The sequence below is a fragment of the Ruegeria sp. AB6 genome (genome assembly GCF_056542685.1).
Genome location: NZ_JBQGAD010000001.1, coordinates 749,051 through 772,856 on the forward strand (window position 1 = coordinate 749,051; position 23,806 = coordinate 772,856).

Annotated in this window: 26 protein-coding genes and 1 riboswitch; of the genes, 7 read left to right on the plus strand and 19 right to left on the minus strand. The window is 58.7% G+C overall.

Annotated elements, in window-relative coordinates; genetic code table 11:
- Positions 1-40: 40 nt before the first annotated feature.
- The 7 genes from ACR0DB_RS03735 to ACR0DB_RS03765 form a co-directional block, all read right to left on the minus strand.
- Positions 41-682 (minus strand): phosphoribosylanthranilate isomerase, encoded by a 642-nt coding sequence (locus ACR0DB_RS03735; protein WP_480548956.1) that lies wholly within the window; start codon positions 680-682, stop codon positions 41-43.
- Between the two features lie 6 nt (positions 683-688).
- Complete coding sequence (locus tag ACR0DB_RS03740; protein WP_170770593.1) at positions 689-1,039, minus strand: LapA family protein; 351 nt, start codon at positions 1,037-1,039, stop codon at positions 689-691.
- 6 nt (positions 1,040-1,045) lie between these two features.
- Entirely contained in the window at positions 1,046-1,330 is a 285-nt protein-coding gene (gene ihfB, locus ACR0DB_RS03745) for an integration host factor subunit beta (protein ID WP_050603110.1), read from the minus strand.
- Positions 1,331-1,600: 270 nt separating this feature from the next.
- Positions 1,601-3,277, minus strand: a complete 1,677-nt coding sequence (gene rpsA / locus ACR0DB_RS03750; RefSeq protein WP_170769919.1) for a 30S ribosomal protein S1 — start codon at positions 3,275-3,277, stop codon at positions 1,601-1,603.
- A gap of 225 nt (positions 3,278-3,502) precedes the next feature.
- Positions 3,503-3,796, minus strand: a complete 294-nt coding sequence (locus ACR0DB_RS03755) for a DUF6525 family protein (protein ID WP_480548958.1) — start codon at positions 3,794-3,796, stop codon at positions 3,503-3,505.
- 141 nt (positions 3,797-3,937) lie between these two features.
- Entirely contained in the window at positions 3,938-5,617 is a 1,680-nt protein-coding gene (locus tag ACR0DB_RS03760) for a tryptophan halogenase family protein (RefSeq protein ID WP_480548960.1), read from the minus strand.
- 121 nt (positions 5,618-5,738) lie between these two features.
- Positions 5,739-6,272, minus strand: a complete 534-nt coding sequence (locus ACR0DB_RS03765; protein ID WP_480548962.1) for a hypothetical protein — start codon at positions 6,270-6,272, stop codon at positions 5,739-5,741.
- A 218-nt stretch (positions 6,273-6,490) separates the two neighbouring features.
- On the opposite strand from ACR0DB_RS03765, the gene ACR0DB_RS03770 reads away from it, so the two are divergent.
- Positions 6,491-6,970: a YHS domain-containing (seleno)protein gene (locus ACR0DB_RS03770; RefSeq protein ID WP_480548964.1), complete on the plus strand. Its 480-nt coding sequence runs from the start codon at positions 6,491-6,493 to the stop codon at positions 6,968-6,970.
- A gap of 31 nt (positions 6,971-7,001) precedes the next feature.
- Here ACR0DB_RS03770 and cmk read toward each other — a convergent pair whose 3' ends face one another.
- The 10 genes from cmk to miaB form a co-directional block, all read right to left on the minus strand.
- Complete coding sequence (gene cmk, locus ACR0DB_RS03775) at positions 7,002-7,619, minus strand: (d)CMP kinase (RefSeq protein ID WP_480548966.1); 618 nt, start codon at positions 7,617-7,619, stop codon at positions 7,002-7,004.
- Positions 7,616-8,962: a 3-phosphoshikimate 1-carboxyvinyltransferase gene (gene aroA / locus ACR0DB_RS03780; RefSeq protein ID WP_480548968.1), complete on the minus strand. Its 1,347-nt coding sequence runs from the start codon at positions 8,960-8,962 to the stop codon at positions 7,616-7,618. Before aroA ends, cmk begins: the two co-directional genes overlap by 4 nt.
- 69 nt (positions 8,963-9,031) lie before the next feature.
- Positions 9,032-9,742 carry a tRNA (guanine(46)-N(7))-methyltransferase TrmB gene (gene trmB / locus ACR0DB_RS03785; protein WP_480548970.1) on the minus strand — a complete coding sequence of 237 codons (711 nt, stop codon included), beginning with the start codon at positions 9,740-9,742 and terminating at the stop codon, positions 9,032-9,034.
- A gap of 125 nt (positions 9,743-9,867) precedes the next feature.
- The gene (gene metK, locus ACR0DB_RS03790; protein ID WP_170782922.1) at positions 9,868-11,049 is read right to left on the minus strand and encodes a methionine adenosyltransferase; all 1,182 of its coding nucleotides are present in this window, start codon (positions 11,047-11,049) and stop codon (positions 9,868-9,870) included.
- Between the two features lie 5 nt (positions 11,050-11,054).
- Positions 11,055-11,103: riboswitch (SAM-SAH riboswitch) on the minus strand.
- Positions 11,104-11,145: 42 nt separating this feature from the next.
- Complete coding sequence (gene lnt / locus ACR0DB_RS03795) at positions 11,146-12,642, minus strand: apolipoprotein N-acyltransferase (protein WP_480548972.1); 1,497 nt, start codon at positions 12,640-12,642, stop codon at positions 11,146-11,148.
- Positions 12,639-13,526, minus strand: a complete 888-nt coding sequence (locus tag ACR0DB_RS03800) for a hemolysin family protein (protein ID WP_480502838.1) — start codon at positions 13,524-13,526, stop codon at positions 12,639-12,641. The genes lnt and ACR0DB_RS03800 overlap by 4 nt, the downstream gene beginning before the upstream one ends.
- 36 nt (positions 13,527-13,562) lie before the next feature.
- Complete coding sequence (gene ybeY / locus ACR0DB_RS03805; protein ID WP_480548974.1) at positions 13,563-14,057, minus strand: rRNA maturation RNase YbeY; 495 nt, start codon at positions 14,055-14,057, stop codon at positions 13,563-13,565.
- A gap of 38 nt (positions 14,058-14,095) precedes the next feature.
- A complete protein-coding gene (locus ACR0DB_RS03810; RefSeq protein ID WP_480548976.1) occupies positions 14,096-15,118 on the minus strand; it encodes a PhoH family protein in 1,023 nt (340 codons plus the stop codon).
- A 156-nt stretch (positions 15,119-15,274) separates the two neighbouring features.
- A complete protein-coding gene (locus ACR0DB_RS03815; protein WP_336510117.1) occupies positions 15,275-16,039 on the minus strand; it encodes an outer membrane protein in 765 nt (254 codons plus the stop codon).
- 185 nt (positions 16,040-16,224) lie between these two features.
- Complete coding sequence (miaB, locus tag ACR0DB_RS03820) at positions 16,225-17,544, minus strand: tRNA (N6-isopentenyl adenosine(37)-C2)-methylthiotransferase MiaB (protein WP_480548978.1); 1,320 nt, start codon at positions 17,542-17,544, stop codon at positions 16,225-16,227.
- 60 nt (positions 17,545-17,604) lie between these two features.
- Here miaB and ACR0DB_RS03825 point away from each other — a divergent pair, with 60 nt between their 5' ends.
- Positions 17,605-18,528 carry a glycosyltransferase family 2 protein gene (locus tag ACR0DB_RS03825; RefSeq protein ID WP_480548980.1) on the plus strand — a complete coding sequence of 308 codons (924 nt, stop codon included), beginning with the start codon at positions 17,605-17,607 and terminating at the stop codon, positions 18,526-18,528.
- Positions 18,529-18,596: 68 nt separating this feature from the next.
- On the opposite strand, the gene ACR0DB_RS03830 is transcribed toward ACR0DB_RS03825, so the two are convergent.
- Positions 18,597-19,394: a phytanoyl-CoA dioxygenase family protein gene (locus tag ACR0DB_RS03830; protein ID WP_480548982.1), complete on the minus strand. Its 798-nt coding sequence runs from the start codon at positions 19,392-19,394 to the stop codon at positions 18,597-18,599.
- Between the two features lie 86 nt (positions 19,395-19,480).
- Here ACR0DB_RS03830 and ACR0DB_RS03835 point away from each other — a divergent pair, with 86 nt between their 5' ends.
- Entirely contained in the window at positions 19,481-20,371 is an 891-nt protein-coding gene (locus ACR0DB_RS03835; RefSeq protein ID WP_480548984.1) for a LysR family transcriptional regulator, read from the plus strand.
- A gap of 2 nt (positions 20,372-20,373) precedes the next feature.
- Here the strand turns inward: ACR0DB_RS03835 and irrA are convergent, their stop codons facing one another.
- Entirely contained in the window at positions 20,374-20,790 is a 417-nt protein-coding gene (irrA, locus tag ACR0DB_RS03840; RefSeq protein ID WP_170769903.1) for an iron response transcriptional regulator IrrA, read from the minus strand.
- Between the two features lie 188 nt (positions 20,791-20,978).
- On the opposite strand from irrA, the gene fabA reads away from it, so the two are divergent.
- The 4 genes from fabA to ACR0DB_RS03860 are packed head-to-tail and all read left to right on the plus strand — an operon-like array spanning position 20,979 to position 23,797.
- The gene (gene fabA / locus ACR0DB_RS03845) at positions 20,979-21,488 is read left to right on the plus strand and encodes a bifunctional 3-hydroxydecanoyl-ACP dehydratase/trans-2-decenoyl-ACP isomerase (protein WP_170326986.1); all 510 of its coding nucleotides are present in this window, start codon (positions 20,979-20,981) and stop codon (positions 21,486-21,488) included.
- Positions 21,489-21,519: 31 nt separating this feature from the next.
- On the plus strand, positions 21,520-22,749 hold the full coding sequence (fabB, locus tag ACR0DB_RS03850) for a beta-ketoacyl-ACP synthase I (RefSeq protein ID WP_170354844.1): 1,230 nt from the start codon (positions 21,520-21,522) through the stop codon (positions 22,747-22,749).
- Positions 22,750-22,754: 5 nt separating this feature from the next.
- A complete protein-coding gene (locus tag ACR0DB_RS03855; RefSeq protein WP_170782930.1) occupies positions 22,755-23,546 on the plus strand; it encodes an enoyl-ACP reductase FabI in 792 nt (263 codons plus the stop codon).
- 59 nt (positions 23,547-23,605) lie between these two features.
- Positions 23,606-23,797, plus strand: a complete 192-nt coding sequence (locus tag ACR0DB_RS03860; RefSeq protein ID WP_480548986.1) for a hypothetical protein — start codon at positions 23,606-23,608, stop codon at positions 23,795-23,797.
- The last annotated feature ends 9 nt before the right edge of the window (positions 23,798-23,806 follow it).

Here is a 23,806-nt window from a genome sequence, read left to right on the forward strand (position 1 = left end):
TCATAGGAGGTAGCGGCGGGATTTGCCATGGCAAAACGTATCAGCCCGCTGCGTCAACAAATGCGCGGATCAGACCGGCATCCTTGACCCCAGGCGCGCTTTCGACACCCGAGGATACATCGACCTGTTGTGCCCCGGTCATGCGGACAGCCTCGGCCACGTTGCCAGGGGTCAGACCACCCGCCAACATCCACGGACGCCGCCAGTATTTGCGACCAGCCAGCAGGCGCCAGTCAAAGGCCAGACCGTTCCCGCCGGGCAAGTCCGCGTTGCGCGGCGGTTTAGCGTCGATAAGCAACTGGTCGGCCACCTCAGAATACAGATCAATCGCCATTAGATCTTCGGGCTCGGCCACACCTATGGCCTTCATCACAGGCAGGCCGTAACTCTGCCGGATCTCAGCCACGCGGTCTGGGCTTTCCTTGCCATGCAGTTGCAACATGTCCAGCGGTACATCCGCGACAAGCCTGTCCAGTTCCGCGTCCGAGACATTGACGGTCAGCGCAACCTTGGCCACACCGACGGGCACTATATGGGCCAGCTCTGCAGCTGCCTCCACTTCCAGATGTCGGGGCGATTTGGGGAAAAACACAAACCCTACATAACGCGCCCCGGCCTCAGCCGCAGCGCGTACGTGATCAGGGGCGGTCAGACCGCATATTTTGACCGAAATATCGGACATGGTGCCCTAGCTGGCCTCATCCAGAATGGCGAGGACCTCGTCCTTGCCTTCGTTCTGTTTCTTCTTGAGCTTCTTGACCTCACGCTCAAGCTTGCGGACTTCGCCGGTCTTGGCCGACGCATCCGCGCGGTGCTTGTGCTCGCGCAGCCATTCCCACAGGAAACCGATGACCAGACCGGCCACGATGCTACCCAGAACCACAATGAACAAGGGCAGAGCGATGCTGAAATTAACCCCAACCAGATCGGCAATCGCCTGCGGCATCAAGGTCAGTTCAACGGCTTCGCGGTTGGCCAGCGAAACCGAAATCAGGACGATCCCGAGGGTCGCCAGAAAAGCATATCGAATGTAGCGCATCATGCCTTAGGCTTTACCGTTCAAACGGTCCCTTAGCAACTTGCCTGTCTTGAAAAATGGAACACATTTTTCTTCCACCTGAACAGTCTCACCTGTCCGAGGGTTACGGCCAACCCGCGCGTCGCGCTTTTTGACGGAAAACGCGCCAAATCCGCGCAGTTCCACCCGGTCCCCGCGGGCCATGGCGTCCGTCACTTCTTCGAACACAGTATTCACGATCCGCTCGACGTCGCGTTGGTAGAGATGCGGGTTCTCGTCGGCGATTTTCTGAATCAGTTCTGAACGGATCATGTGCGTTACCCTCCCAGGCGACCGGATTACCATGTCTATTATTCTGATCACTATAGAAAAAAACTTGGTTCGGGGGAACGTTGACTCTGTGTGTGCGACCTTGATTCTACGTCAAACTCACGCGAATTTTTGCACTTGTCGGGGAATTGGCCGGCAAATCGTGAACCACAGATGAATAAAGCCTGCAAATCGGAACGTGTTGATTCGCAACAAAAACGGCCCCGCACTCTCATGCGGGGCCGCAAATTCTGCTTGGACTGAGGTCCGGGCTTAGTCGCCCGACTTCAGCGCTGCACCCAGGATGTCGCCCAGCGACGCGCCCGAGTCCGACGAACCGTACTGTTCCACGGCCTCTTTCTCTTCGGCGATTTCGCGCGCCTTGATCGACAGACCCAGACGGCGGGTTTTGCTGTCAACGTTGGTGACGCGGACGTCAACCTTGTCACCGGTCGAGAAACGCTCGGGGCGCTGCTCGGCGCGGTCACGCGACAGGTCCGAACGGCGGATGAAGGATTTCATGCCTTCGTATTCCACCTCGATACCACCATCTTCGATCGCGGTGACTTCGACAGTGATGACCGAGCCACGCTTCACGCCACCCACGGCTTCGGCGAACTTGTCACCGCCCAGGGCTTTGATCGACAGCGAGATACGCTCTTTTTCGACGTCAACTTCCGAAACGACGGCCGAAACCATGTCGCCTTTGCGGTAGTTCTGGATCGCATCCTCGCCACGCTCGTCCCAGGACAGGTCCGACAGGTGAACCATACCGTCGATGTCGCCTTCGAGGCCAATGAACAGACCGAATTCGGTGATGTTCTTGACTTCGCCTTCGACCTCGGTGCCCTCGGGGTGCGTTTCTGCAAACACTTCCCATGGGTTGCGCTGAGTCTGCTTCAGGCCCAGAGAGACACGACGCTTGGCGCCGTCGATTTCCAGAACCATGACGTCGACTTCCTGGCTGGTCGAAACGATCTTGCCGGGGTGGACGTTTTTCTTGGTCCAGGACATCTCGGACACGTGCACCAGACCTTCGACACCAGCTTCCAGCTCGACGAACGCGCCGTAGTCGGTGATGTTGGTGACACGACCCTGATGGACCGAGCCCAGCGGGTATTTCGCAGCAACCAGATCCCACGGATCTTCCTGCAGCTGCTTCATGCCCAGGCTGATGCGGTGGGTTTCTTTGTTGATCTTGATGACCTGAACCTTGATGGTTTCGCCAATCGTCAGGATCTCGGACGGGTGGTTCACACGACGCCATGCCATGTCGGTGACGTGCAGCAGGCCGTCAACGCCGCCGAGGTCAACAAATGCACCGTATTCGGTGATGTTTTTGACGACACCCTCGACGGTCTGACCTTCGGACAGGTTGCCGATAACTTCGGCACGCTGTTCGGCACGCGATTCTTCCAGGATTGCGCGACGCGACACAACGATGTTGCCACGGCGGCGGTCCATTTTCAGAATCTGGAACGGCTGCTTCAGACCCATCAGCGGGCCAGCGTCGCGCACGGGGCGGACGTCAACCTGCGAGCCGGGCAGGAACGCAACTGCGCCACCCAGATCGACGGTGAAGCCACCTTTGACGCGACCGAAGATTGCACCTTCGACACGCTGGTCGTCGGCATATGCTTTTTCCAGACGGTCCCATGCCTCTTCGCGGCGGGCCATCTCGCGCGAGATGACGGCTTCGCCACGGGCGTTTTCTGCGGCGCGCAGGTAAACTTCGACCTCGTCGCCTACAGCGATTTCAGGGGCTTCGCCGGGATTTGCGAATTCTTTCAGATCAACGCGGCCTTCCATTTTGTAGCCGACGTCGATGATGGCTTGGCCGGCTTCGATCGCCAGAACCTTGCCTTTGACAACAGAACCCTCTTCGGGTGTGTCCATTTCGAAGCTTTCATTCAGGAGGGCTTCGAATTCCTCCATGGATGCGTTAGCCATGTGGCGTTGTTTTCCTTTACAGTACGTTTTTGCTGGCCGAGCGGTTGTCTCCGCCGGTCTTGTTTCATGGTGTCCTCTGGCGTGACCCGGTGCGCATCTGACTACACAAACGCAAAGGGCCGAGGTAACCCGGCCCTGCTCAGATACGTCATCCGGACGTTGACCGCCCTTGTTCAGACAGCGCGCGTATAGGCCGAATTCAGGTAATGTGCAAGAGCAAAGCCCTTAGTTACTGGCTGCTCGGCTATCTTTCATGTGCCAGATGCCTGCGTCCTTCTGCAACATCGACCGTTCGATGGCATCCAGTCGGGACAGCGCTCCGGCAATATCCGTCGATCCGCCCGACCGGTTCCAGATCTTCAGCGCCGAGGCCGGGCTCCACGGCAGGCATGCCGCTGCCAACCAGCCGCGCAATTCAGGCGGCAGGGAATCATAGGTTCGCATCGGAGACACCCTGCGCCGCCGCTTTAGACCGCTGCAAAGATTACGACCGCCTCGCCCGGTATTGTTTCGTCGCATGGCAAACCTCGCCACAAAATTAATTGTAATGTTATTACATTTCAGGTTTGGTTAGACAAGCACTCCAAATGCAAAAAGGGCGGGATCAATTCACCGCCCTTTCCATGCTAAAGACGCGGCGCCGCAAAGCGCCCAAACTTCTCAAAACAGTTGCAGATCCTTTGCACCACTTTGAATCTCGGCAAAGTTCGGCATGTTCTGGACCGCCACTGGGGCCGGTTTCGTGCCAGGCATCGCCACTGTCGGTTTGGCTGGCTTGCCGAAGGCCGGTTTCTCAAGCTCGCCACGAATATCGCGCAGCAGCGTTTTGTGGTCCGGCATGGATTTGAGTATCTGCGCAAGGTCTACCTTCGCACCCTTCCACCACTGGAACCAAATCGGTTTCTTCAGCGGTCGGATACGGTCACGGATACCTGTACCATAGCCCGTGTCATAGACTTGCTTGCCCAACAGTACAGTCTGGAATACGCGATGGTCGAACAGGGTGGCGAACTCCACATCATGCTCCATCGGCAGGCGGTGCTGCCAAAGCTCAAGATTCTCAGCCAGACGATCGGGGATTTTCATCTCGGTCCGCGCGTCGATCCAGTATTGGTCATCCGTGCGGTTGCCCAACCGGTAATGCAGACAGATGAATTCCAGCACCTCATTGTAGAGCTTGTCCATCTGCCGGTTATAGCGCGCGCGCAACGACGGCTCGATGTCACGCGTCGGCAGATGTTCCGCGAACCAACGGATGGCGTGGTCGATCATATGGATCGCGGTGCTTTCCAGCGGCTCAATAAAGCCGCCCGATAGGCCGATGGCCACACAGTTCTTGACCCAGGCATTGCGCACTCGCCCAACCCGCATCGGGATCACACGTGGCGTAAGACCCTTGCCGCTGTCACCCAGCCACTCAAGATATTCATCGGCTGCCTGATCATCCGTCCGATGCGCCGAAGAATACACATAGCCCGTGCCTACGCGATTGAACAATGGCACTCGCCACGTCCAACCCGCCCCCAACGCGGTCGAGCGCGTGGCGCTTTCGATCTTCTCCGGATTGGGATGTTCGACCTGCAACGCCATGGCCCGGTCATTGGGCAGATAGTCCGAATAATCCATGAACGGCTCGCCCAGAGCCTGATTGATGATCAACCCCCGGAATCCGGTGCAATCCACGACCATCTCGATGTCATGACGGCCTTTGCGTTCAAGCATCAGGTGGCTGACATTGCCCTGTTCGTCCAGTTCAACCGCCTGAACCTCATCCTGAATGTGCTCGACGCCACGTTTGGTGCAGACCTTCGTCAGCATCCCGGCGAATTTTACCGCGTCCAGATGGTAGGCATAGCCGAACCGTTGTTCGAACTCCGGCGCGCCCAAAGGACGCGCACCTTTGCACAGCCGCGCAAGATCATCATGCGGGGCTATGGATTGAGTAAAATCCCGATCCCCGTTGCCGAAGCGCAGGAAATATTCCGAGGCCTCCAACCCTTCCAGCAACTGGCCATGCGCGAATGGGTTCATATAGTCGATACGATTGCCGTTGGCGTCCTTGTTCCAGTTGCAGAACTTCACACCCAATTTGAACGACGCGTTGGTTTCGCGGAAGAAATCGCGCTCGGATATGCCTGCCTGACGCAGTGTGACCGGCATACGCGGCACGGTTGCTTCGCCCACACCCACGGTCGAGATATTTGGGCTTTCGATCAGGCAGATGCGGGGGCGGTCCTTGGGGGCGGATGTGCGGGAAAACACCATCTCGAGGATCAACGCGGTCATCCACCCCGCTGTGCCACCACCCACGATGGTAATCTTGCTCAAACGCTTGCTCATTAGGCTCTGCTCCCCCTTGTTTTGGGGGACTATAACAGCTTTCCCTAACCTAGCCAGAGCCTATGACCGGTGCTTTGGAAATGTTGCCAGATAGCAGAAGTCTGCGCCGCGACATCGGCGTTCAGATTTCCTCGCCCTTCTTCAAAAGCTCTTCGATGAGGGCGCGCTGCAAACCCTGACTGTCACCGCCCCCAAACTCGGCCGCACCACCGGAATAGAGCGTGCCATATGTCTTGGCTATGTTCACTGTCTGCGCCAGACCCGAGATCAGCTGATCCTTCTCAAGCGCCGACAACGGATGGATATAGGCCGCCCACAATGTACCATTGGCTATGGCATAGCGTGCATCCAAAGTACTGTCGAAATTCGCTTGCATCACGCGCTGCAGATCCGCTGGCGACAGATCGGCCGCACTGACAATCGCCACCATGGCCCGCATCCGGTCGGCGTTGATATCAGTAACAACAAAAACCGGGACGTCGCCCAATGTTAGTTGAAAACCCGGACCTTGCGGCAGTGCCTCGGGATCCAATGCAAACAGAATTTTACCCAGCCGTTCATAGGTCATGGGAGGTTCCAGTACCGGGGTCTCTTGCGCCTCTTGAGCAGCCAGACCTGTGGCCAGAAATATCATGAAAAAGGCTAGTCGGATCATGGCGAGGCTCCCGCTGGTTTCAGTGTCAGCATAAAAGGCAGCAGGTCACGTGACCAAACAAAGCTTAGTGAAGGCATCACCGAGAAGCGCCGCAATTTTGAACGATCTGCAAAACTGTAAGTCCTTTCTGTCATAGTTCGTTCGGTTGAGCGTTGTTAGATTTGTTTCAGCGACGGATACCCCGACCGCTCTGAGTCCAAAGCACGTAAGGAAACGCAATGAAATCTCTGATCCTGACCACCCTGATCGCCGCCCTGCCCTTGGTTGCTGCACCGGCCTTTGCAGCAGACGAAATCAACGTCTCGAACGGCATTTCAGCAGCGGGCGCTCCACTGGCGGCGCATGGTGTCGACCTAGTGGCGCTGGTGACAAATGGCAATCCGGTGGAAGGCTTTGCCAACCACTCGGCGACTTATGATGGCGCATCGTACTATTTCACCTCGGCGGATAACCTCGCCGCGTTCGAGGCCAACCCGGCGGCGTATCTGCCCCAACATGGCGGTTTCTGCTCGTTCGGTGTGTCGGTCGGGAAGAAATTTGATGGCGACCCGGATCAGTACCTGATTGCAGATGGCAAGCTGTACCTGTTCCTGAATGCAGAAACCCGCGCCGCCTTCCTGAAAGACGTCCCCGGCACAGCAAAAACAGCTGATGGTCAGTGGTCGAATATCAAAAGCATCGCAGTCGGCGAGCTGTAATCCCGACACCTCGCAGCGATCACCCGCGGCGCTACGGCGTCGCGGGCTTGCGTTCTGCGATCAGCGTAATGGCCTGTGCCAGGGCCTCTTCGACGCTGAGGTCCGAAGTATCCAGCAAAACGGCATCCTCAGCCGGTTTCATCGGGGCTGTACTCCGCTCGGCATCGCGGGCATCGCGCTCGCGCACATCAGCAAGGACCTTTTCACGGGTCACATCGTCGCCCTTGGCGCTTAGTTCCAGATACCGCCGTTCAGCGCGCACCTCGGCGCTGGCGGTGACGAACAGCTTGACCTCGGCCTCGGGGCAGATCACGGTTCCGATGTCACGCCCGTCCAGCACTGCGCCGCTATCCCGTCGGGCAAAGGCGCGCTGGAAATCGACCAAAGCCGCGCGAACCTCGGGGATCACCGCCACTTTCGACGCGGCCTGAGCGATCTCGGCCGTGCGCAGATCGCCCTGCTGCAACTCCTCGGCGGTCAGGGCCTCGGCCGCCGCGATGGGCTCCATCTTTTCCAGCGTCCGCCGCCCCACCGCGCGGTACAAAAGCCCGGTGTCCAGATGCGCAAAGCCGAAATGTGCCGCAACCCCTTTCGAGATCGTGCCCTTCCCAGCAGCTGCAGGGCCGTCTATGGCGACCGTAAAGCTCATGTGCGTACGACCTTGGCGCCCAGCGCAGCCATCAGCGGTTCAAAAATCGGGAACGAAGTCGCAATCGGGCCGCCATCATCAACCGAGACCGGCGATTTCGCTCCCATTCCCATCACCATGAACGACATGGCGATGCGGTGATCCAGAAAGCTCTCGCAGGTGCCGCTGCCGGGGACATTGCCGATGCCCAGACCGTCAATCGACCACCAATCCTCGCCCTCATCCACGGTCACGCCATTGGCACGCAACCCGCGGGCCATGGCGTCGATCCGGTCGCTTTCCTTGACGCGCAGCTCTTTCACCCCGCCCATCATCGTGGTGCCCGTGGCATTGGCCGCAACCACAGACAGCACCGGGTATTCGTCAATCATCGAGGCCGCGCGTTCCGGCGGCACGTTGATGCCCTTCATGTTGGGCGAGTATTTCGCGCGCAGGTCAGCGACCGGCTCGCCACCCTCTTCACGCTCATTCTCATAAGTCAGGTCCGCACCCATCTCGCGCAGCGTGGTAAACAGCCCCGCGCGGGTCGGGTTCAGGCCAATGCCCGGCACCAGCACATCCGAACCCGGCGTGATCAGCGCCGCGCAAACAGGAAAGGCCGCGCTGGACGGGTCACGCGGCACGGCAATAACCTGCGGTTTCAACTCGGGGCGACCGGTCAGAGTGATAACCCGGCCCTCATCGGTATCCTCAACGGTGATCTCTGCGCCGAACCCGGCCAGCATCCGTTCGGAATGGTCGCGGGTGGCCTCTTTTTCGATCACCACGGTTTTGCCCGGTGCGTTCAGACCGGCCAACAGCACAGCGGATTTCACCTGCGCCGACGGAACGGGAACCTCATAGCGCACCGGAACCGGTTCGGCGGCACCCACAATGGTCATCGGCAAACGCCCACCCGAGCGGCCAACCGATTGCGCCCCAAACAGCGCCAGCGGGTCCGTCACCCGCGCCATGGGGCGTTTGTTCAGGCTGGCATCGCCGGTAAACGTGGCTGAGATCGGGCAGGTCGCCATCGCACCCATGATCAGCCGCACACCCGTGCCCGAATTGCCGCAATCAATCACCTGATCCGGCTCGGCAAAGCCGCCAACGCCCACGCCATGCACGGTCCATTCCCCTCCGCCGTGATCCGTGACCTCGGCACCAAAGGCGCGCATGGCCTTGGCAGTGTCCAGAACATCCTCACCTTCCAGCAGGCCGGAAATCTTCGTCTCACCCACCGCCATCGCGCCCAAAATCAGCGACCTGTGCGAGATCGACTTGTCGCCGGGCACCTCTGCCGTTCCGGTCAGCGGACCGCAGGGATATGAGGTCATCGGGATGGGCGTGCCGTGTCCGGACATGGGGGCTCCTGTTTTCGCTATCAGTGCCTTAGCCGCTTAGCGAATTGGGGCCGGTTGGTCCAGCGGCAATCAGCCTGTGCGGCGGAAGGTCAGGTAATGCGGCGTGCGCCCTTCGCGCAGAGCCTTCTGTTCGTAACGGGTGGAAATCCAATCGTCCCATGGTTCGCGCCAGTCAGCCGGGCGCTCGGCCAGCCACTCGAACCCGGCGCGTGGCACTTCCTCAAGCGTTTGGCGAACATAGTCGGGAATATCAGTCGCGACCCGAAAGATCGAACCCGGTTTCAGCGCCCGCGCCAGCGGTTGCAGATGTTCCTGTGTCACAAAGCGGCGACGATGGTGCCGCGTCTTGGGCCACGGATCGGGATAGAGCAGGAATGCACGCGAGATGCTGGCCTCGGGCAAAACATCGAACAGGTCGCGCGCATCGCCAGGATGCACAGCGAGGTTCTCGACCCCAGCCTGCCGGATTTTACCCAACAACATGGCGACGCCGTTAATGTAAGGTTCGGCCCCTATGATGCCGATGTCAGGATTGCGCGCAGCCTGATGCACCAGGTGCTCACCACCACCAAAGCCGACCTCAAGCCAGACGTCGCGACCGTCAAACAGCTCCTGCAAGTCCAGCGGCTTGCGTTCAGGGTTGCTCTCCCAATCGACCGCACCCGGGGACAGCGCATCAAGGTCTTCGCTTAGATAGGTCTTCTGGCTTTGCTTCAGGGTTTTGCCTTTGAAGCGGCCATAAAAGTTCCGGCGGGGGCGTTGGGGGATCTCGGTGCTCATGGGCCGAGCCCATACTGTGCCGAAACCACGGACGCAAGAGGGCGACCGGTCCACTCAACAGACCTGCCGCCCCCAAAAAGCACCAGAATAGAGCGCGCCCGAATGGGCGAACCTTTGGTCTAAGATCAGACCGCCGCTTTCAGCGCGTCCGCCAGATCAGTGCTTTCCCAGCTGAAGCCGCCATCGGCATCGGGTTCGCGGCCGAAGTGGCCGTAGGCTGCAGTGCGCTGGTAGATCGGCTTGTTCAGTTGCAGATGCTCGCGGATGCCGCGCGGGGTCAGGTCCATTACCTGGCCCACGGCTTTTTCGATCGCCGCATCTGCGATCTGGCCCGTGCCATGCGTATCCGCGTAGATCGATAGAGGCTTGGACACGCCAATCGCATAGCTGAGCTGGATCGTGCAACGTTCAGCCATACCGGCAGCCACTACATTCTTTGCCAGATAGCGTGCGGCATAGGCGGCCGAACGATCCACTTTGGTCGGGTCTTTACCCGAGAACGCGCCACCACCGTGAGGTGCTGCACCCCCATAGGTGTCCACGATGATCTTGCGACCAGTCAGGCCAGCATCGCCGTCGGGGCCGCCGATCACAAATTTGCCGGTCGGGTTTACGTGCCATTCGGTCTCGGCCGACAGCCAACCTTCGGGCAGAGTCTCGCGGATATAAGGTTCGACAATGGCGCGGATGTCATCCGAGCTCAGCGCCGCGTCCAGATGCTGGGTCGACAGCACGATCGAGCTGACGCCGACGGGTTTTCCGTCACGGTAGACAACCGAAAGCTGTGACTTGGCATCGGGGCCCAGCGCAGGCTCGGAGCCGTTTTTGCGCACTTCAGCCAGCCGACGCAGGATCGCGTGGGAATACTGGATCGGAGCCGGCATCAACGCAGGCGTTTCGGTCGTGGCATAGCCGAACATGATCCCCTGATCGCCTGCCCCTTCGTCCTTGTCATCGGCGGCATCGACACCCTGCGCGATATGGGCGGATTGTTCGTGCAGCAGGTTCGTCACTTCGACGGTTTCGTGGTGGAACTTGTCCTGCTCGTAGCCGATATCCTTGATACAGGCGCGCGCGATGTCGTCGATATGCGCCATGTAGTCGTGCAACTTGTCCTGATCCGACAGGCCAACTTCGCCACCGATGACAACCCGGTTGGTGGTGGCAAACGTCTCGCACGCTACGCGTGCTTCGGGTTCTTCGTTCAAAAAGGCATCAAGTACGGCATCGGAAATACGGTCGCAGACCTTATCCGGGTGCCCTTCGGACACGGATTCCGAAGTGAAAGTATAGTTCTGTCGGGACATGAATGTGCTCCATTAAGATTTCCCCATCACGCCAGGAAGCCGTTGTGACAGGCATGCGAGGGGATACGCCCGCACAAAGCCGGGGTCAATCGGTATTTATGCGTCTACCCGCCGGGAGTTGCGCCAAAGCAGCGCGGTCAGGCCGAATAGCACAAAAAAGACCGGATAGTCGCCGATCCGCGCATACAGTGTCCGAGCCAGCGGGGCAGGCAAAAGCGCGTCGATAAACCCCGCCTCTCCAAGTGGCAGTGCCTTGGTGATCCGCCCCAAAGGGTCGATCATCGCCGAGACACCAGTATTGGCGGCGCGCATCATTGGCAGGCCCTGTTCAACCGCGCGCATTTGGGCTTGGGCGAGGTGCTGATACGGCCCGGACCGAGTGCCAAACCAAGCATCATTGGTGATCTGCATCAGAAAATCCGCGCGCCCCGGTGCCGACAAAACATCTTGCGTGAACACCGCCTCATAGCAGATCAACGGCAGGGCCAGCCCCAGCTTTCCCGCCTCGATCAGCTCAGCGCCCGGACCGGCGCTGAAGCCGTTGCCCGTGGTCGTGGCCATGCCGTGAATGCCGAACCGGGCCATCACGTCCCCAAACGGAACGAATTCGCCAAACGGGGCCAGATGGTGCTTGTCATACAGGCCCTGCCGCTGCCCATCTTCATTCAGGTAGATCATCGAATTGTAGATCCGGGGCCCATCCCCCCGTTGAATGCCCAGAAAAACCGGCGTTCCCTGCGCGGCTTCGGCAATCGCGTCCAGATGAGGCTGCGCGCTACCCAGCCAAGCGGGAACCGAGGTTTCCGGCCACACGATCAGGTCCGGGCGTGGCTGCTGCGCCGAAAATTCAATCTGGCGAGCAAAGAAAAGCGGAGCATAGTCTGGGTCCCATTTCTGGTGCTGCGGCGCGTTCGGCTGGATCAGACGGACGATGTGTTCGGTATTGGTAACGTCCGGGCGCATCGCGGCGTATCCCAAACCCAGACCTACAAAACCAACCGACAGACACAAAGGCAGGAAAATCCCCTTGCGCCGCGACAGCGCCGCGCCCAGCGGCAGAGTAGCCAGCAAGGTCAACGCCCCCAACCCATAGGGCCCGGTCAGAGCAAGAACCTGCGCCACGGGTGTGTCCACCCAGACCTGCGCCAACCCGGCCCACGGAAACCCGGTCAGCACATAGCCACGCGCCGCTTCTGCCAGCGCGATGATCAGTGCGAGCAAAACAGTTTGCCCCACCCCCGATGCGCCGGATTTTCGTGCCACCCAAAATGCCAGAGCCCAGAACAGGGCAAGCCCTCCGGCCATAAACACCAGCGCAAAAGGCGCCATCCATCCGTAGCGCGGCGCGTCGACCAGAAATGGCTCAACGATCCAGCTTAGGGCATGGACGAAATAGCCCGTCGCGAAGGCCCAACCGATCCAGGCTGCCTGCCCTTGGCTTTTGCTGGACAGGTAAACCGGGGCCAGCAGCGTCAGCGCGATAACTGTCGCCCACCAATACCCGAACGGAGCAAGGCCAAAGGCGGCCACGCCACCAAGCACTGCGGCAGACAGGAAGATCAGCCAGAATGGCCAGCCCCCCACAGGGGTCATGCAACAAGATCCGGCAACATTACGCGCAGGCGCTTGATACGGCGCGGGTCGGCGTCGATCACCTCAAACTCAGGGCCTTCGGGATGCAAAACAACCTCGCCGCGCGCAGGCACGCGGCCGGACAGCATAAAGACCAACCCGCCCAACGTGTCGATTTCTTCCTCGTCCACATCCTCGTGGCTGGTCAGAGACCTTCCAATCTCGGCCTCGAACTCCTCGACTGGGACGCGGGCCTGAACGACATAGCAGCCTGGCTTTTCCTGCACCCATAGCTGACTTTCGTCAGCGTCATGCTCATCTGCAATCTCACCCACAACCTGCTCAATCAGGTCTTCGATGGTCAGCAACCCGTCAACACCACCATATTCATCAATAACCAAGGCCATATGCCTACGTTCTGTCTGCATCTTGGTCAGCAGAACCCCAATTGGCATCGAGGGCGGAACAAACAGCAAAGTCCGTAACATCGAGACGAGATCGAATTCGGATGATGTTCCGTTGAACCCATGGGTCAGCGCGAAATCCTTAAGGTGCACGAAGCCCAAAGGCGTATCCAGTGTCCCTTCATAAACAGGGATCCGCGACAGACCGCTTTCGCGAAACACCTGCGCAAGCTCGTCTTTGGAGATGGTCGAAGGAACTGACACGATTTCTGCCGTGGGAATGGCCACATCTTCAACCCGCATCCGGCGCAGGTTGATCATGCCGCGTGGCTGTGTCGCCTCAGTGTCATGACCATTCATCGCAGTGGCCTCCCCCTCGGTCGGGGTTGAGAACGCATCTACTATTCGAGAGAAAAACCCTGTCTTCTCTTTGCTGTTTTCGCCGCTGCTCTGCGGTTGCGCGCTTTGCGCCGCCATAGAACTGCCGTCTGTTTCGCCCATTATCCTAGTCCAAATGATCGGCCTGACTGGCCCGTATTAAACTATATATGGGTTATCAATACCCATTTTGCCAAGTATCTCGACCTCAAGCCCCTCCATCAAAGTGGCGTCGGGGTCACGAATGTGATCATAGCCCAACAGATGTAACAATCCGTGAACGATCAGATGCGTCACGTGATCGTCCATGGGTTTGCCCGCCTCGGCTGCCTCGCGGGTGCAAGTATCGAAGGAAATGGCGATATCACCAAGGGCGATTTCACCGGTAAAATCGGGCTGTGGATGGTCAGGGATGTCGCCTGCGGCCTCGGGCGACAGATCCTCGGCGGGCCAGCTCAGCACGTTGGTTGGGCTGGGTTTTTCCCGAAACTCGGCGTTCAGCGCGGCAATGTGGGCATCATCGCAGGCCAGAACACTGACTTCACACAGATCTACGTCCAGATCAAAACGATGGAACACCGCCTGAGCGGCACGGTCTACCAATGCTTCCAGACCGCTCCAACGAGGGTCTTCGACCGTCAGTTCAATAGCCATGTCAATTCGCCCAATACCCGGTATCCGCGGCGCGGGCCTTATCCGGTTTCACGCCCCGCGTCGGCCTCATACGCCTCGATAATGGCGGCGACAAGCGGGTGGCGGACCACATCTTTGGAAGTGAAGTAGTTGAAGCTGATATTCGGGATCGTTTTCAACAAACGTTCCGCATCTGCCAGCCCCGATTGCACCCCGCGCGGCAGATCGACCTGCGAGCGGTCACCGGTGATCACCATCCGGCTACCTTCACCCAGACGGGTCAGGAACATCTTCATCTGCATGGTCGTGGCGTTTTGCGCCTCATCAAGCACCACGAAGGCATTCGCAAGGGTACGCCCCCGCATGAAGGCCAGCGGCGCGATTTCGATACGCTTTTCTTCGATCAGTTTGGCCAGTTGCTTGCCGGGCAAAAAGTCGTTCAACGCGTCATAGAGCGGCTGCATGTAGGGATCGACCTTGTCCTTCATATCGCCGGGCAGGTATCCAAGCTTCTCGCCCGCCTCGACCGCCGGACGGCTGAGGATGATGCGATCCACATGCCCGCCGATGAACATCGACACACCAACAGCAACGGCAAGATAGGTTTTACCCGTGCCTGCCGGCCCGATTCCAAAGGCTAGTTCATTGTTGAACAGCGACTGCACATAGGCTTTCTGCGCGTCCGTGCGGGGCTCGACCAGTTTCTTGCGAGTCTTGATCTCGACCGTGCCGCCCTTGAACATCTCAAGCTGATCGCCGTCGCGGCTACCGGTTCCGGTCTCGGACCCGCCCATGCGCAACTCACGATCCACATCTGCGGCTTCAACCTCGCGCCCGCCTTCCAGACGCGTGTAAAGCGCCTGGAGCACCTCAATCGCCTGTTTCTGGGCATCCTCGTCACCCATGACGACAAGCTGATTGCCACGGCGCACGATCTGAACCGATAGCTTGTTTTCAATATTGGTCAGATTGCGGTCATATTCGCCGCAAAGGTCAATCAACAACCGGTTGTCTGGAAATTCAACAAACGCCTCACGCTGGGGCATTTCATCTTGCGGTGGGGTCAGGGCACCGATGGCCAATCCGTTCTCCTGTCTTGGCGTTTCACCCTGAGCGTGACAACAATTTCCGGTAGGTGCAAGCCACAGATTCAAATTTTCCGGATCAGATGACAATTCCGCCGATTGTTTGTGATTTCAGCCAATCATCCCGGTATTCGACAGAGCACCCTCTGCAAATCAGAACGTATAAGTCAGACCAAACCGAAGACTGCGATACTCCGGCGTGGAACGGGTCGAGAATCCGTTGCCAAATTCGATATCCTCACCCTGAAACTGAACATATTCATATTCGCCGGTGATTGACCAATCGTCGTTCAGGTAATGCTCAGCCCCAATACTCAGCGAGAATCCATCCCGGCTGTCACTCTCCTGAAATGACTGTGTCGTTGCGCCGGTGGTAATGCTGTTTGTCGTTTCGATGTCGCCGCGCACATAGCCAGCGGATACAAAATAAAGGATGGAGCCGCTTTTGTTTGTCAGGCCATTGCGGAATCGGATGGACAACACGTCCGACACTTCGGACCCGCCGGTTACTGTCGTTCCACTGATCAGCGCGGTTGTTTCATCGTCAATCGAGCCGAACTCATACCCGATTTCAAGGCCGTAAACATAGTCGCGCCCGCCTTTGGCCGGAAGAACACCGCGCCATCCAGCCCGAACGCCACCGAATGACCCGTTCAAGTCCAATTCGCCAATGGGAAACGTGCCGCCTGGTGTGGCCAAACCGAACTGATCCGTTCCGCCACTTGCGTATCCCGCCGTCAATCCCAGATAGAAAGCGCTAACGTCGCGATCAACCCGCTGCGGATCCAATACCGGAGGGTCTGACAAGGCGGCATCGGTATTGCCCGCAATCGCTGCCCCTGAGAGCCCCAAAAGCGAAACCATCACCGCCAAAACAAACTGCAAACAAAGCTTTGTTTTATTTCTTTCGACTACCACTCGCATCCTCCAAGGCCCAGACACTTTGCCCGCGTCAGTACACAACCCGAAAATTCAGAGGCTACAAATGTCGTAGGTCCCTAAAAAATCTGGCTTTTCTCGGAGCATAGAACGAAGCGATAAATCAAGCGTTAATTTTCAGTTCAAATTGACCCTTGGCGTTTTCATCACAGATAGCGCGCGTGTCAGACAAGCTCACCCGCCAGCGAATTCGCGCCCGACGAGATGATGCGTACGTCTCGCAACTCGCCGATGGCCAAATCCGCGTCGGCCACGTGAACCGAATGAAGATACTCGGATTTTCCGACCATCTGCCCCGGTAGACGACCCGGCTTTTCAAACAAAACACGCACGTTTCGGCCTACCATTGCATCCTGAATTTCGCGCTGATGACGGGTGATCACAGCCTGCAGGCGCTGTAGGCGGTCATCCGCCACCTCGGGATCAACCTGAGACCGTTCGGCCGCCGGCGTTCCCGGACGGGTAGAATACTTAAACGAATACGCGTACCCGTATCTGACCTGCTCCACCAGATCCAGCGTGGCCTGAAAGTCATCGTTGGTCTCCTCAGGAAAGCCCACGATGAAATCACCTGACATCATGATGTCGGGCCGTGCTTCACGGATGCGTTCGATCAGACGCAGATAGCTGTCCGCCGTGTGGCTGCGGTTCATCCGCTTCAGAATTCGATCCGAGCCCGACTGAACCGGCAGATGCAAATAGGGCATCAACTTGTCACAGGTACCGTGCGCCTCGATCAGGTCATCGGCCATGTCGTTGGGGTGCGACGTGGTGAACCGGATGCGCTCCAGCCCGTCAACTTTGTTCAACTCCCAGATCAGCCCGGCCAGCGTCATGTCACCGTTGGGTCCGGCCCCGTGATACGCGTTGACGTTCTGACCCAGCAGAGTAATCTCGCGCACGCCGCGTTCGACCAGATCCTGCGCCTCACGGATGATGCGATCTGCCGGGCGGCTAACCTCGGCCCCGCGGGTATAGGGCACAACGCAGAAGGCACAGAACTTGTCGCAGCCCTCCTGAACGGTCAAAAACGCAGTCGGGCCACGCTTGGCTTTGGGCCGGTTCTTGAGCTTTTCGAACTTGTCTTCCTCGGGGAAGTCGGTGTCCAGCGCCTTGGCGCCCTCGCGGGTCTTGGCCTCCATCTCGGGCAGGCGGTGATAGCTTTGCGGCCCGACCACCAGATCGACCAGAGGCTGACGGCGCATGATCTCTTCACCCTCGGCCTGTGCAACACAACCGGCCACACCGATCTTCAGATCAGGCTTTTCCGCTTTCAGCCCTTTGAAGCGACCCAACTCGGAATAGACCTTTTCAGCTGCCTTTTCGCGGATATGGCAGGTATTCAGCAGAATCATATCCGCGTCATCGGGGCTTTGGGTTTCCACATATCCCTGACCGCCCAGCGTTTCGGCCATACGCTCGCTGTCATAGACGTTCATCTGGCAACCATAGGTCTTGATGTACAGCTTTTTGGGTTCCGACATGGGTAAGGCCTTTGCGTTCGCGGGATCGGCGTCGTCTATACCTTACTAACGCCGCTTGCAATGCCCGCGCGATTACCCGATTTTGGCCCGAAATGCCAGCAAGACGAGCGCGAACAGGCCATGCAATACGACTCGGTGAATTCCTTTCTGCGATCTGGTATGCCCACGCTGTCAAATGGCCCAATTGCTCTGATCTTTGCCGAGGATGAGGTCGAGGTCGAAAGCACGATCCGTCACCACCTGAACCTCGGCTTCGCTGCGCTGGTAGCCTTCATGCCCGCCGACTTCACTTTGTCCGACGATCTGGCCGAGCGCATACAACGTGTCACTTTGACCTGCGCCCCGCGCACAGTCGTCTTCGACACGATCAATACTATGATCGCATCGGCCCCGACGCGTTGGATGTATTATTGCTACAACGCCGAATACCTGTTCTTCCCCTTCTGCGAGACCCGCACCATCGGCGAGATGCTGGCTTTTCACACCGAAGAACGCCGTGATGCAATGTTGACCCACGTGATCGACCTCTATGCGGACGATCTGGCGGCCTTCCCCAACGGGGTTGCTCCGGATCGCGCGATGCTGGACCGAAGCGGGTACTACGCACACACCCGCCACACGCCCGACGGCCACCCGGTTGAACGGCAGTTGGACATGTCAGGGGGGCTGCGCTGGCGCTTTGAAGATCACATTCCTTATGAACGCCGCCGCATCGACCGGATTGGTCTGTTCAAATCCCGCAAGGGCCTGACGCTCCGGTCAGATCACACGTTCAACACGCAGGAATACAACACCTATTCCTGCCCCTGGCACCATAACCTGACGGCTGCAATCTGTTCCTTCCGCGCTGCAAAGGCTCTGAAATCAAACGCAGGATCGACCTTTGAAATCCCAAGTTTTCAATGGCGCAACTCGGTCGCGTTCGAATGGACCTCAAACCAGTTGCTGGACCTGGGCCTGATCGAACCGGGGCAATGGTTCTGATCCATCCTTCATCTGGCCAAAAATACCCCGGGGGAGGTGCGGCCCCGCTGCGCCGGGGGCAGAGCCCCCTATCGCGGCCACACCATCGGAAACCAATCCTCGCGCAAGCGCTGCCCCGGCACCATGTCATGGCCCGGAAACGGGGGGGAGGTGCGGCCGGGTCGCTCCACATAGCGCGCATCATCCCCCACCAACCGCAACGAAAACGCACGGCGGCGACTGTTTGAGTGATTCCCGCGTGCGCCGTGCAAAGTGCGATAGTTGAAAGCTACCGCGTCACCCGGCTGCATCTCGAATTCAACCACTTTCATCCCTTCGGTATCCGGGTCGGGTACAGGGATGTACTGGCCCTCATCCGCAAAGAACCCCTCCTCAGACACCCAGCGGGTCGGCAAAACCTCTTTCTCCCACCGATGCGATCCGGCCACACAACGCAAGGTGGCCTGTGTCACCGAGTCCAGCGGGGACCAAAAGCTGATCGTCTGCCGACCCTCGACAAAGTAATACGGCCCATCCTGATGCCAGGGCGTCGCCATCGAGGTCCCCGGCTCTTTCACCAGCACATGATCGTGAAACATTTGCACGGTCTGTGATTGCATGAGATCCGCCGCGACCTCGGCCGCCGGCGAGTTGTGGACTACGTCCTGAAACTGCTCGATTCGCGACCAGTTGCAGTAGTCGTCAAAGAACAGTCCCGTTTCGCCCTGTTTCTTGTTGTCCGAGGCATATGGACCGGGATCCGCCATATTCGCTGCAACCCCGTCGCGCAGACTATCAACGTAGTCGGCAAACAGCCCCCTGATCAGTACGACGCCGTCACGCTGATAAGTGTCGATCATGTCTTGCGTCACAAGGGAGTGGGTCATGTTCGTCTCCGAGCCGGTTGTGCGATGATCTGCGCATGGCATTGCCCTCTGTTCAAGTCATATCTTTTGAAGGTAGATATAAAATCATGTTATATCTTTCTCTACGACAGTACGAATATGTCTGCGCCATCGGTCGACATGGGGGCCTGTCGTCGGCAGCGCAGTACCTGAATGTGTCGCAACCCGCCCTGTCCAACGCCCTGACACGGGTCGAAGAACAAGTGGGCCACCCACTATTCACCCGCAAACGCGGCGCAGCCATGAGCCTGACCCCACAAGGGCGCAGGTTCATCGAACAGGCTGAGGCCCTGCTGGCCCGCGCAGCGCAACTGGAAAACTCATCTGCCGAGGGACCTGCGGCGGCGCGCCTGCGCTTGGGATGTTTCGAAGATCTTGCGCCGTTCTTGCTGGCGCGCGCTTTGCGCCTGTTGCGCAGGGAACTTCCAGATGTCGCTGTGACCTACCGCGTGGCGGATTTTCAGGGCCTGGTCTCGGGCCTGGTTCAGGGGGAAATCGACTTGGCATTCACCTACGGCCTGACTTTGGATGCTGGCTTCTCGACGACGCAGTTGTTTGCAAATTCCCCGAACGCGGTGATGTCTCCGGATCACCCGCTTGCGGGGCGGGAACACGTCTTGTTAAGTGACGTGGCCGCCTATCCCTTGATCCTGTCGGATGAAGGGCTTTCGGCACAACATTTTCTCAATCTCTTCCGCTCAGCCGGACAGACCCCAAAGGTTGCCCACCGGGCAGCGTCGCTGGAAATTCAACGCAGCTTTGCGGCGCATGAAGAAGGGGTTGCGATGACTTATGCCAACATCCCAGCCCCGCTCAGCTACGACGGAATGCCACTGGTCAGCCTGCCCGTCACTGACCAGATCGCGCGCGAGCCGGTTGTGCTGGCGCGGCACGGAACGGGACCGCTGGATGCGCTTACCGAACGGGCGCAACAGGTCCTGGCTGAATTATCGACGTAAGGTTATTTCTTCCGCAGACGGATCACCACGTCGACCGACGCGATTTCGACCCCCTCAGGCGCGTCAGGCAGGCGCTGAATCACCAACTGGTCCGACGGCGCATCGCTCAGGCGGCCTTCGTCTTCCCAGAAGAAATGCGGATGGTCATGGGTGTTGGTGTCGAAATAGCTTTTCGAGCCGTCCACGGTGATTTCCTGCAACACTCCGGCCTCGCAGAACGCGCGCAGCGTGTTGTAGACCGTCGCCAAAGACACAGCATCGCCGTTCTTTTTGGCCGATTCAAACAGGCTTTCCGCGGTGACATGACGATGATTTCCGTCACCCACCAAAAGCTCCGCCAGGGCCACGCGCTGACGTGTCGGGCGCAATCCGGCGTGAACCAACCAATTAGTGGCTATGCTCTGGCTTTCTGGTGTCATGAATCCGATACCGATTTGTTGCTTGTGTATATATAAGTGCTGAGGCCTAGGAATTTCAAATGAAATTCATTCGCAAGAACAGACGGAACTGGTCATGATGTATGTCACCGCTCTTGCAGGACCTTGCATACGGGTGCTAGACGAGGCCAGGTTAGATAAACGGACCCCTGGCAGGAGAGGCGGCAAGAATGGCCCAATTCCCGAGCAGCTTTGACAAGGATGATCTGCTGAAATGCGCCCGTGGCGAATTATTCGGCCCCGGTAACGCGCAGTTGCCCGCCCCGCCGATGCTGATGATGGACCGGATTACCGATATCTCAGCCGATGGTGGAGCCCATGGCAAAGGTCATGTTTTGGCGGAATTCGACATTACTCCGGACCTGTGGTTCTTTGACTGCCACTTCCCCGGCAACCCGATTATGCCCGGTTGTCTGGGGCTGGATGGCCTGTGGCAGCTGACCGGCTTTAACCTGGGCTGGCGCGGCTGGCAGGGGCGTGGCATGGCTGTTGGCGTGGGCGAGGTCAAGCTGACCGGCATGGTCCGCCCCGACCGCAAGATGCTGACTTACAAAATTGATTTCAAAAAAGCGATCCAGACGCGCCGCCTGACCATGGGTGTGGCGGATGGTATCGTCGAAGCGGACGGTGAAATGATTTACGACGTCAAGGACATGAAAGTCGTCCTGTCCGAAGCCTGAGCCTGATCGGCCCGAAATAAGGAGCACGCATATGCGTCGAGTAGTTGTCACCGGTTTGGGGATTGTCTCCTCCATCGGGAACAATGCCCAAGAGGTTCTGGCCTCACTCAAAGCTGGCAAATCCGGCATTGAGGCCAACGACCAGATGGTCGAACACGGTTTCCGCAGCCAGATTGCCGGGTCGCTGAAGATCGACGTGACCGAGTATGTGGACAAGCGCACCTTGCGTTTCATGGGTCCCGGCGCGGCTTATGCCCATATCGCGATGAGCCAGGCGATCGCAGATTCCGGTCTGACCGAAGATCAGGTGGTGAACCCGCGCACAGGTCTGGTGGCCGGCTCGGGTGGCCCCTCGACCAGTGCGATGCTGACTGCGCACCAAACCGTACTGAAGAATGGCGCGACCAAGCGGATCGGGCCGTTTGCAGTGCCGAAATGCATGTGCTCAACGATTTCGGCCAACCTTGCGACCGCGTTCAAGATCAAGGGCATCAACTACTCGATCACCTCGGCCTGCTCGACCTCACTGCATTGCATCGGCAACGCGGCGGAACAGATCATGCTGGGCAAGCAGGACGTGATGTTTGCAGGCGGAGGCGAAGAGCTGGACTGGACGCTGTCCTGCCTGTTTGACGCGATGGGCGCGATGTCGTCGAAATACAATGACACGCCGGACAAAGCCTCGCGCGCCTTTGACCAGAATCGCGACGGTTTCGTGATTTCCGGCGGCGGCGGCATTGTCGTGCTGGAGGATCTGGATCACGCGTTGGCACGCGGTGCCAAGATCTATGCCGAAGTGACCGGTTATGCCGCAACCTCGGACGGGCATGACATGGTGGCCCCTTCGGGTGAAGGCGGCGAACGCGCGATGCGTCTGGCCCTGTCCACCCTGCCCGAAGGCCGCAAGGTTGGATATATCAACGCCCACGGCACCTCGACCCCGGTCGGCGATGTGGGCGAAGTTGAGGCCGTGCGCCGCATCTTTGGTGAAGGCAACGTGCCGCCGATTTCCTCGACCAAGTCGATGACCGGCCACGCGCAAGGTGCCGCAGGCGCGTTAGAGGCGATCTTCTGCTTGCTGATGCTGGACAATGATTTCATTACACCGTCGATCAATGTCGAAACGCTCGCCGAAGGCATCCAGCCCGGTGAAATTGCAACGCAAGTCGTTGAAAATGCGGGACTCGACTCGGTGATGACCAACAGCTTCGGCTTTGGCGGCACCAACGGATCCATGGTTCTTTCAAAGTATAACGGGTGAATGTGATGTCGGATCTTCTTAAAGGCAAACGCGGCCTGATCATGGGCGTGGCGAACGATCGCTCGATCGCGTGGGGTATCGCCAAAGCCATGCACGAGGCCGGTGCCGAACTGGCATTCACCTATCAGGGCGAGGCTTTTGGTAAACGGCTGGAGCCGCTGGCCCAGAGCCTCGGCAGCGACTTCATGGTCGACGCCGATGTCACCGATGACGACTCGCTGGACCGAGCGTTCGGCGAGCTGGGCGAACGCTGGCCCACCATTGATTTCGTGGTTCATGCGATTGCCTATTCGGACAAGTCGGAACTGACCGGCCGCTTCCTGAACACGACGCGGGCGAATTTCAAACACTCGATGGACGTGTCGGCCTATTCCTTCATCGAGGTCGCGCGCCGCGCCTATCCGATGATGAAAGACAATGGTGGCACGCTGCTGACGCTGACATATCAGGGTTCGAACCGCGTGGTTCCGAACTACAACGTGATGGGTGTGGCCAAGGCGGCGCTGGAATCGGCGACGCGCTATCTGGCCAATGATCTTGGCCCCGAGGGCATTCGCGTCAACGCCATCTCGCCCGGTCCGATGAAAACGCTGGCCGGTGCGGCCATCGGTGGCGCACGCAAGACCTACAAGTTCTGCGACCAGAACGCGCCCATGCGTTCGAACGCTACGCTTGAGGCAGTAGGCGGCACCGCTGTTTATTTGGCATCCGAGGCCGGGGCATGCACCTCGGGCGAGATCATCAAGGTAGATGGTGGCTTCCACGTTCTGGGCATGCCACAGCCTGACTTTATGTGACCCCACTTTTCCCCGCCGGTGCCAAGATTTGACCATCTTTCACCGGCAGGGATACGGGTATGAGCAAAGCTGAACATATTGCGGCAAGCACCGCGCGCACATCCCGATCCCGTCGCAAGTCTGGATTTCTGGGTGCGCGAGGGCGCATAGCCCTGCTGGGCCTGACCACAATGCTGATGCTGTTTGTGTATTTCACCCAGCCGCAGGTCAGAAGCGCAGTCGCATCCTGGACCAGCCTGCTGGCAGGCTGATCCGCATCG

Bases quoted from the DNA above. Each gene is read 5' to 3' on its own strand.
- ACR0DB_RS03735 (WP_480548956.1), bottom strand. From the start codon at position 682: ATGTCCGATATTTCGGTCAAAATATGCGGTCTGACCGCCCCTGATCAC.
- ACR0DB_RS03740 (WP_170770593.1), bottom strand. From the start codon at position 1,039: ATGCGCTACATTCGATATGCTTTTCTGGCGACCCTCGGGATCGTCCTG.
- ihfB (WP_050603110.1), bottom strand. From the start codon at position 1,330: ATGATCCGTTCAGAACTGATTCAGAAAATCGCCGACGAGAACCCGCAT.
- rpsA (WP_170769919.1), bottom strand. From the start codon at position 3,277: ATGGCTAACGCATCCATGGAGGAATTCGAAGCCCTCCTGAATGAAAGC.
- ACR0DB_RS03755 (WP_480548958.1), bottom strand. From the start codon at position 3,796: ATGCGACGAAACAATACCGGGCGAGGCGGTCGTAATCTTTGCAGCGGT.
- ACR0DB_RS03760 (WP_480548960.1), bottom strand. From the start codon at position 5,617: ATGAGCAAGCGTTTGAGCAAGATTACCATCGTGGGTGGTGGCACAGCG.
- ACR0DB_RS03765 (WP_480548962.1), bottom strand. From the start codon at position 6,272: ATGATCCGACTAGCCTTTTTCATGATATTTCTGGCCACAGGTCTGGCT.
- ACR0DB_RS03770 (WP_480548964.1), top strand. From the start codon at position 6,491: ATGAAATCTCTGATCCTGACCACCCTGATCGCCGCCCTGCCCTTGGTT.
- cmk (WP_480548966.1), bottom strand. From the start codon at position 7,619: ATGAGCTTTACGGTCGCCATAGACGGCCCTGCAGCTGCTGGGAAGGGC.
- aroA (WP_480548968.1), bottom strand. From the start codon at position 8,962: ATGTCCGGACACGGCACGCCCATCCCGATGACCTCATATCCCTGCGGT.
- trmB (WP_480548970.1), bottom strand. From the start codon at position 9,742: ATGAGCACCGAGATCCCCCAACGCCCCCGCCGGAACTTTTATGGCCGC.
- metK (WP_170782922.1), bottom strand. From the start codon at position 11,049: ATGTCCCGACAGAACTATACTTTCACTTCGGAATCCGTGTCCGAAGGG.
- lnt (WP_480548972.1), bottom strand. From the start codon at position 12,642: ATGACCCCTGTGGGGGGCTGGCCATTCTGGCTGATCTTCCTGTCTGCC.
- ACR0DB_RS03800 (WP_480502838.1), bottom strand. From the start codon at position 13,526: ATGGGCGAAACAGACGGCAGTTCTATGGCGGCGCAAAGCGCGCAACCG.
- ybeY (WP_480548974.1), bottom strand. From the start codon at position 14,057: ATGGCTATTGAACTGACGGTCGAAGACCCTCGTTGGAGCGGTCTGGAA.
- miaB (WP_480548978.1), bottom strand. From the start codon at position 17,544: ATGTCGGAACCCAAAAAGCTGTACATCAAGACCTATGGTTGCCAGATG.
- ACR0DB_RS03825 (WP_480548980.1), top strand. From the start codon at position 17,605: ATGCCCGCGCGATTACCCGATTTTGGCCCGAAATGCCAGCAAGACGAG.
- ACR0DB_RS03830 (WP_480548982.1), bottom strand. From the start codon at position 19,394: ATGACCCACTCCCTTGTGACGCAAGACATGATCGACACTTATCAGCGT.
- ACR0DB_RS03835 (WP_480548984.1), top strand. From the start codon at position 19,481: ATGTTATATCTTTCTCTACGACAGTACGAATATGTCTGCGCCATCGGT.
- irrA (WP_170769903.1), bottom strand. From the start codon at position 20,790: ATGACACCAGAAAGCCAGAGCATAGCCACTAATTGGTTGGTTCACGCC.
- fabA (WP_170326986.1), top strand. From the start codon at position 20,979: ATGGCCCAATTCCCGAGCAGCTTTGACAAGGATGATCTGCTGAAATGC.
- fabB (WP_170354844.1), top strand. From the start codon at position 21,520: ATGCGTCGAGTAGTTGTCACCGGTTTGGGGATTGTCTCCTCCATCGGG.
- ACR0DB_RS03855 (WP_170782930.1), top strand. From the start codon at position 22,755: ATGTCGGATCTTCTTAAAGGCAAACGCGGCCTGATCATGGGCGTGGCG.
- ACR0DB_RS03860 (WP_480548986.1), top strand. From the start codon at position 23,606: ATGAGCAAAGCTGAACATATTGCGGCAAGCACCGCGCGCACATCCCGA.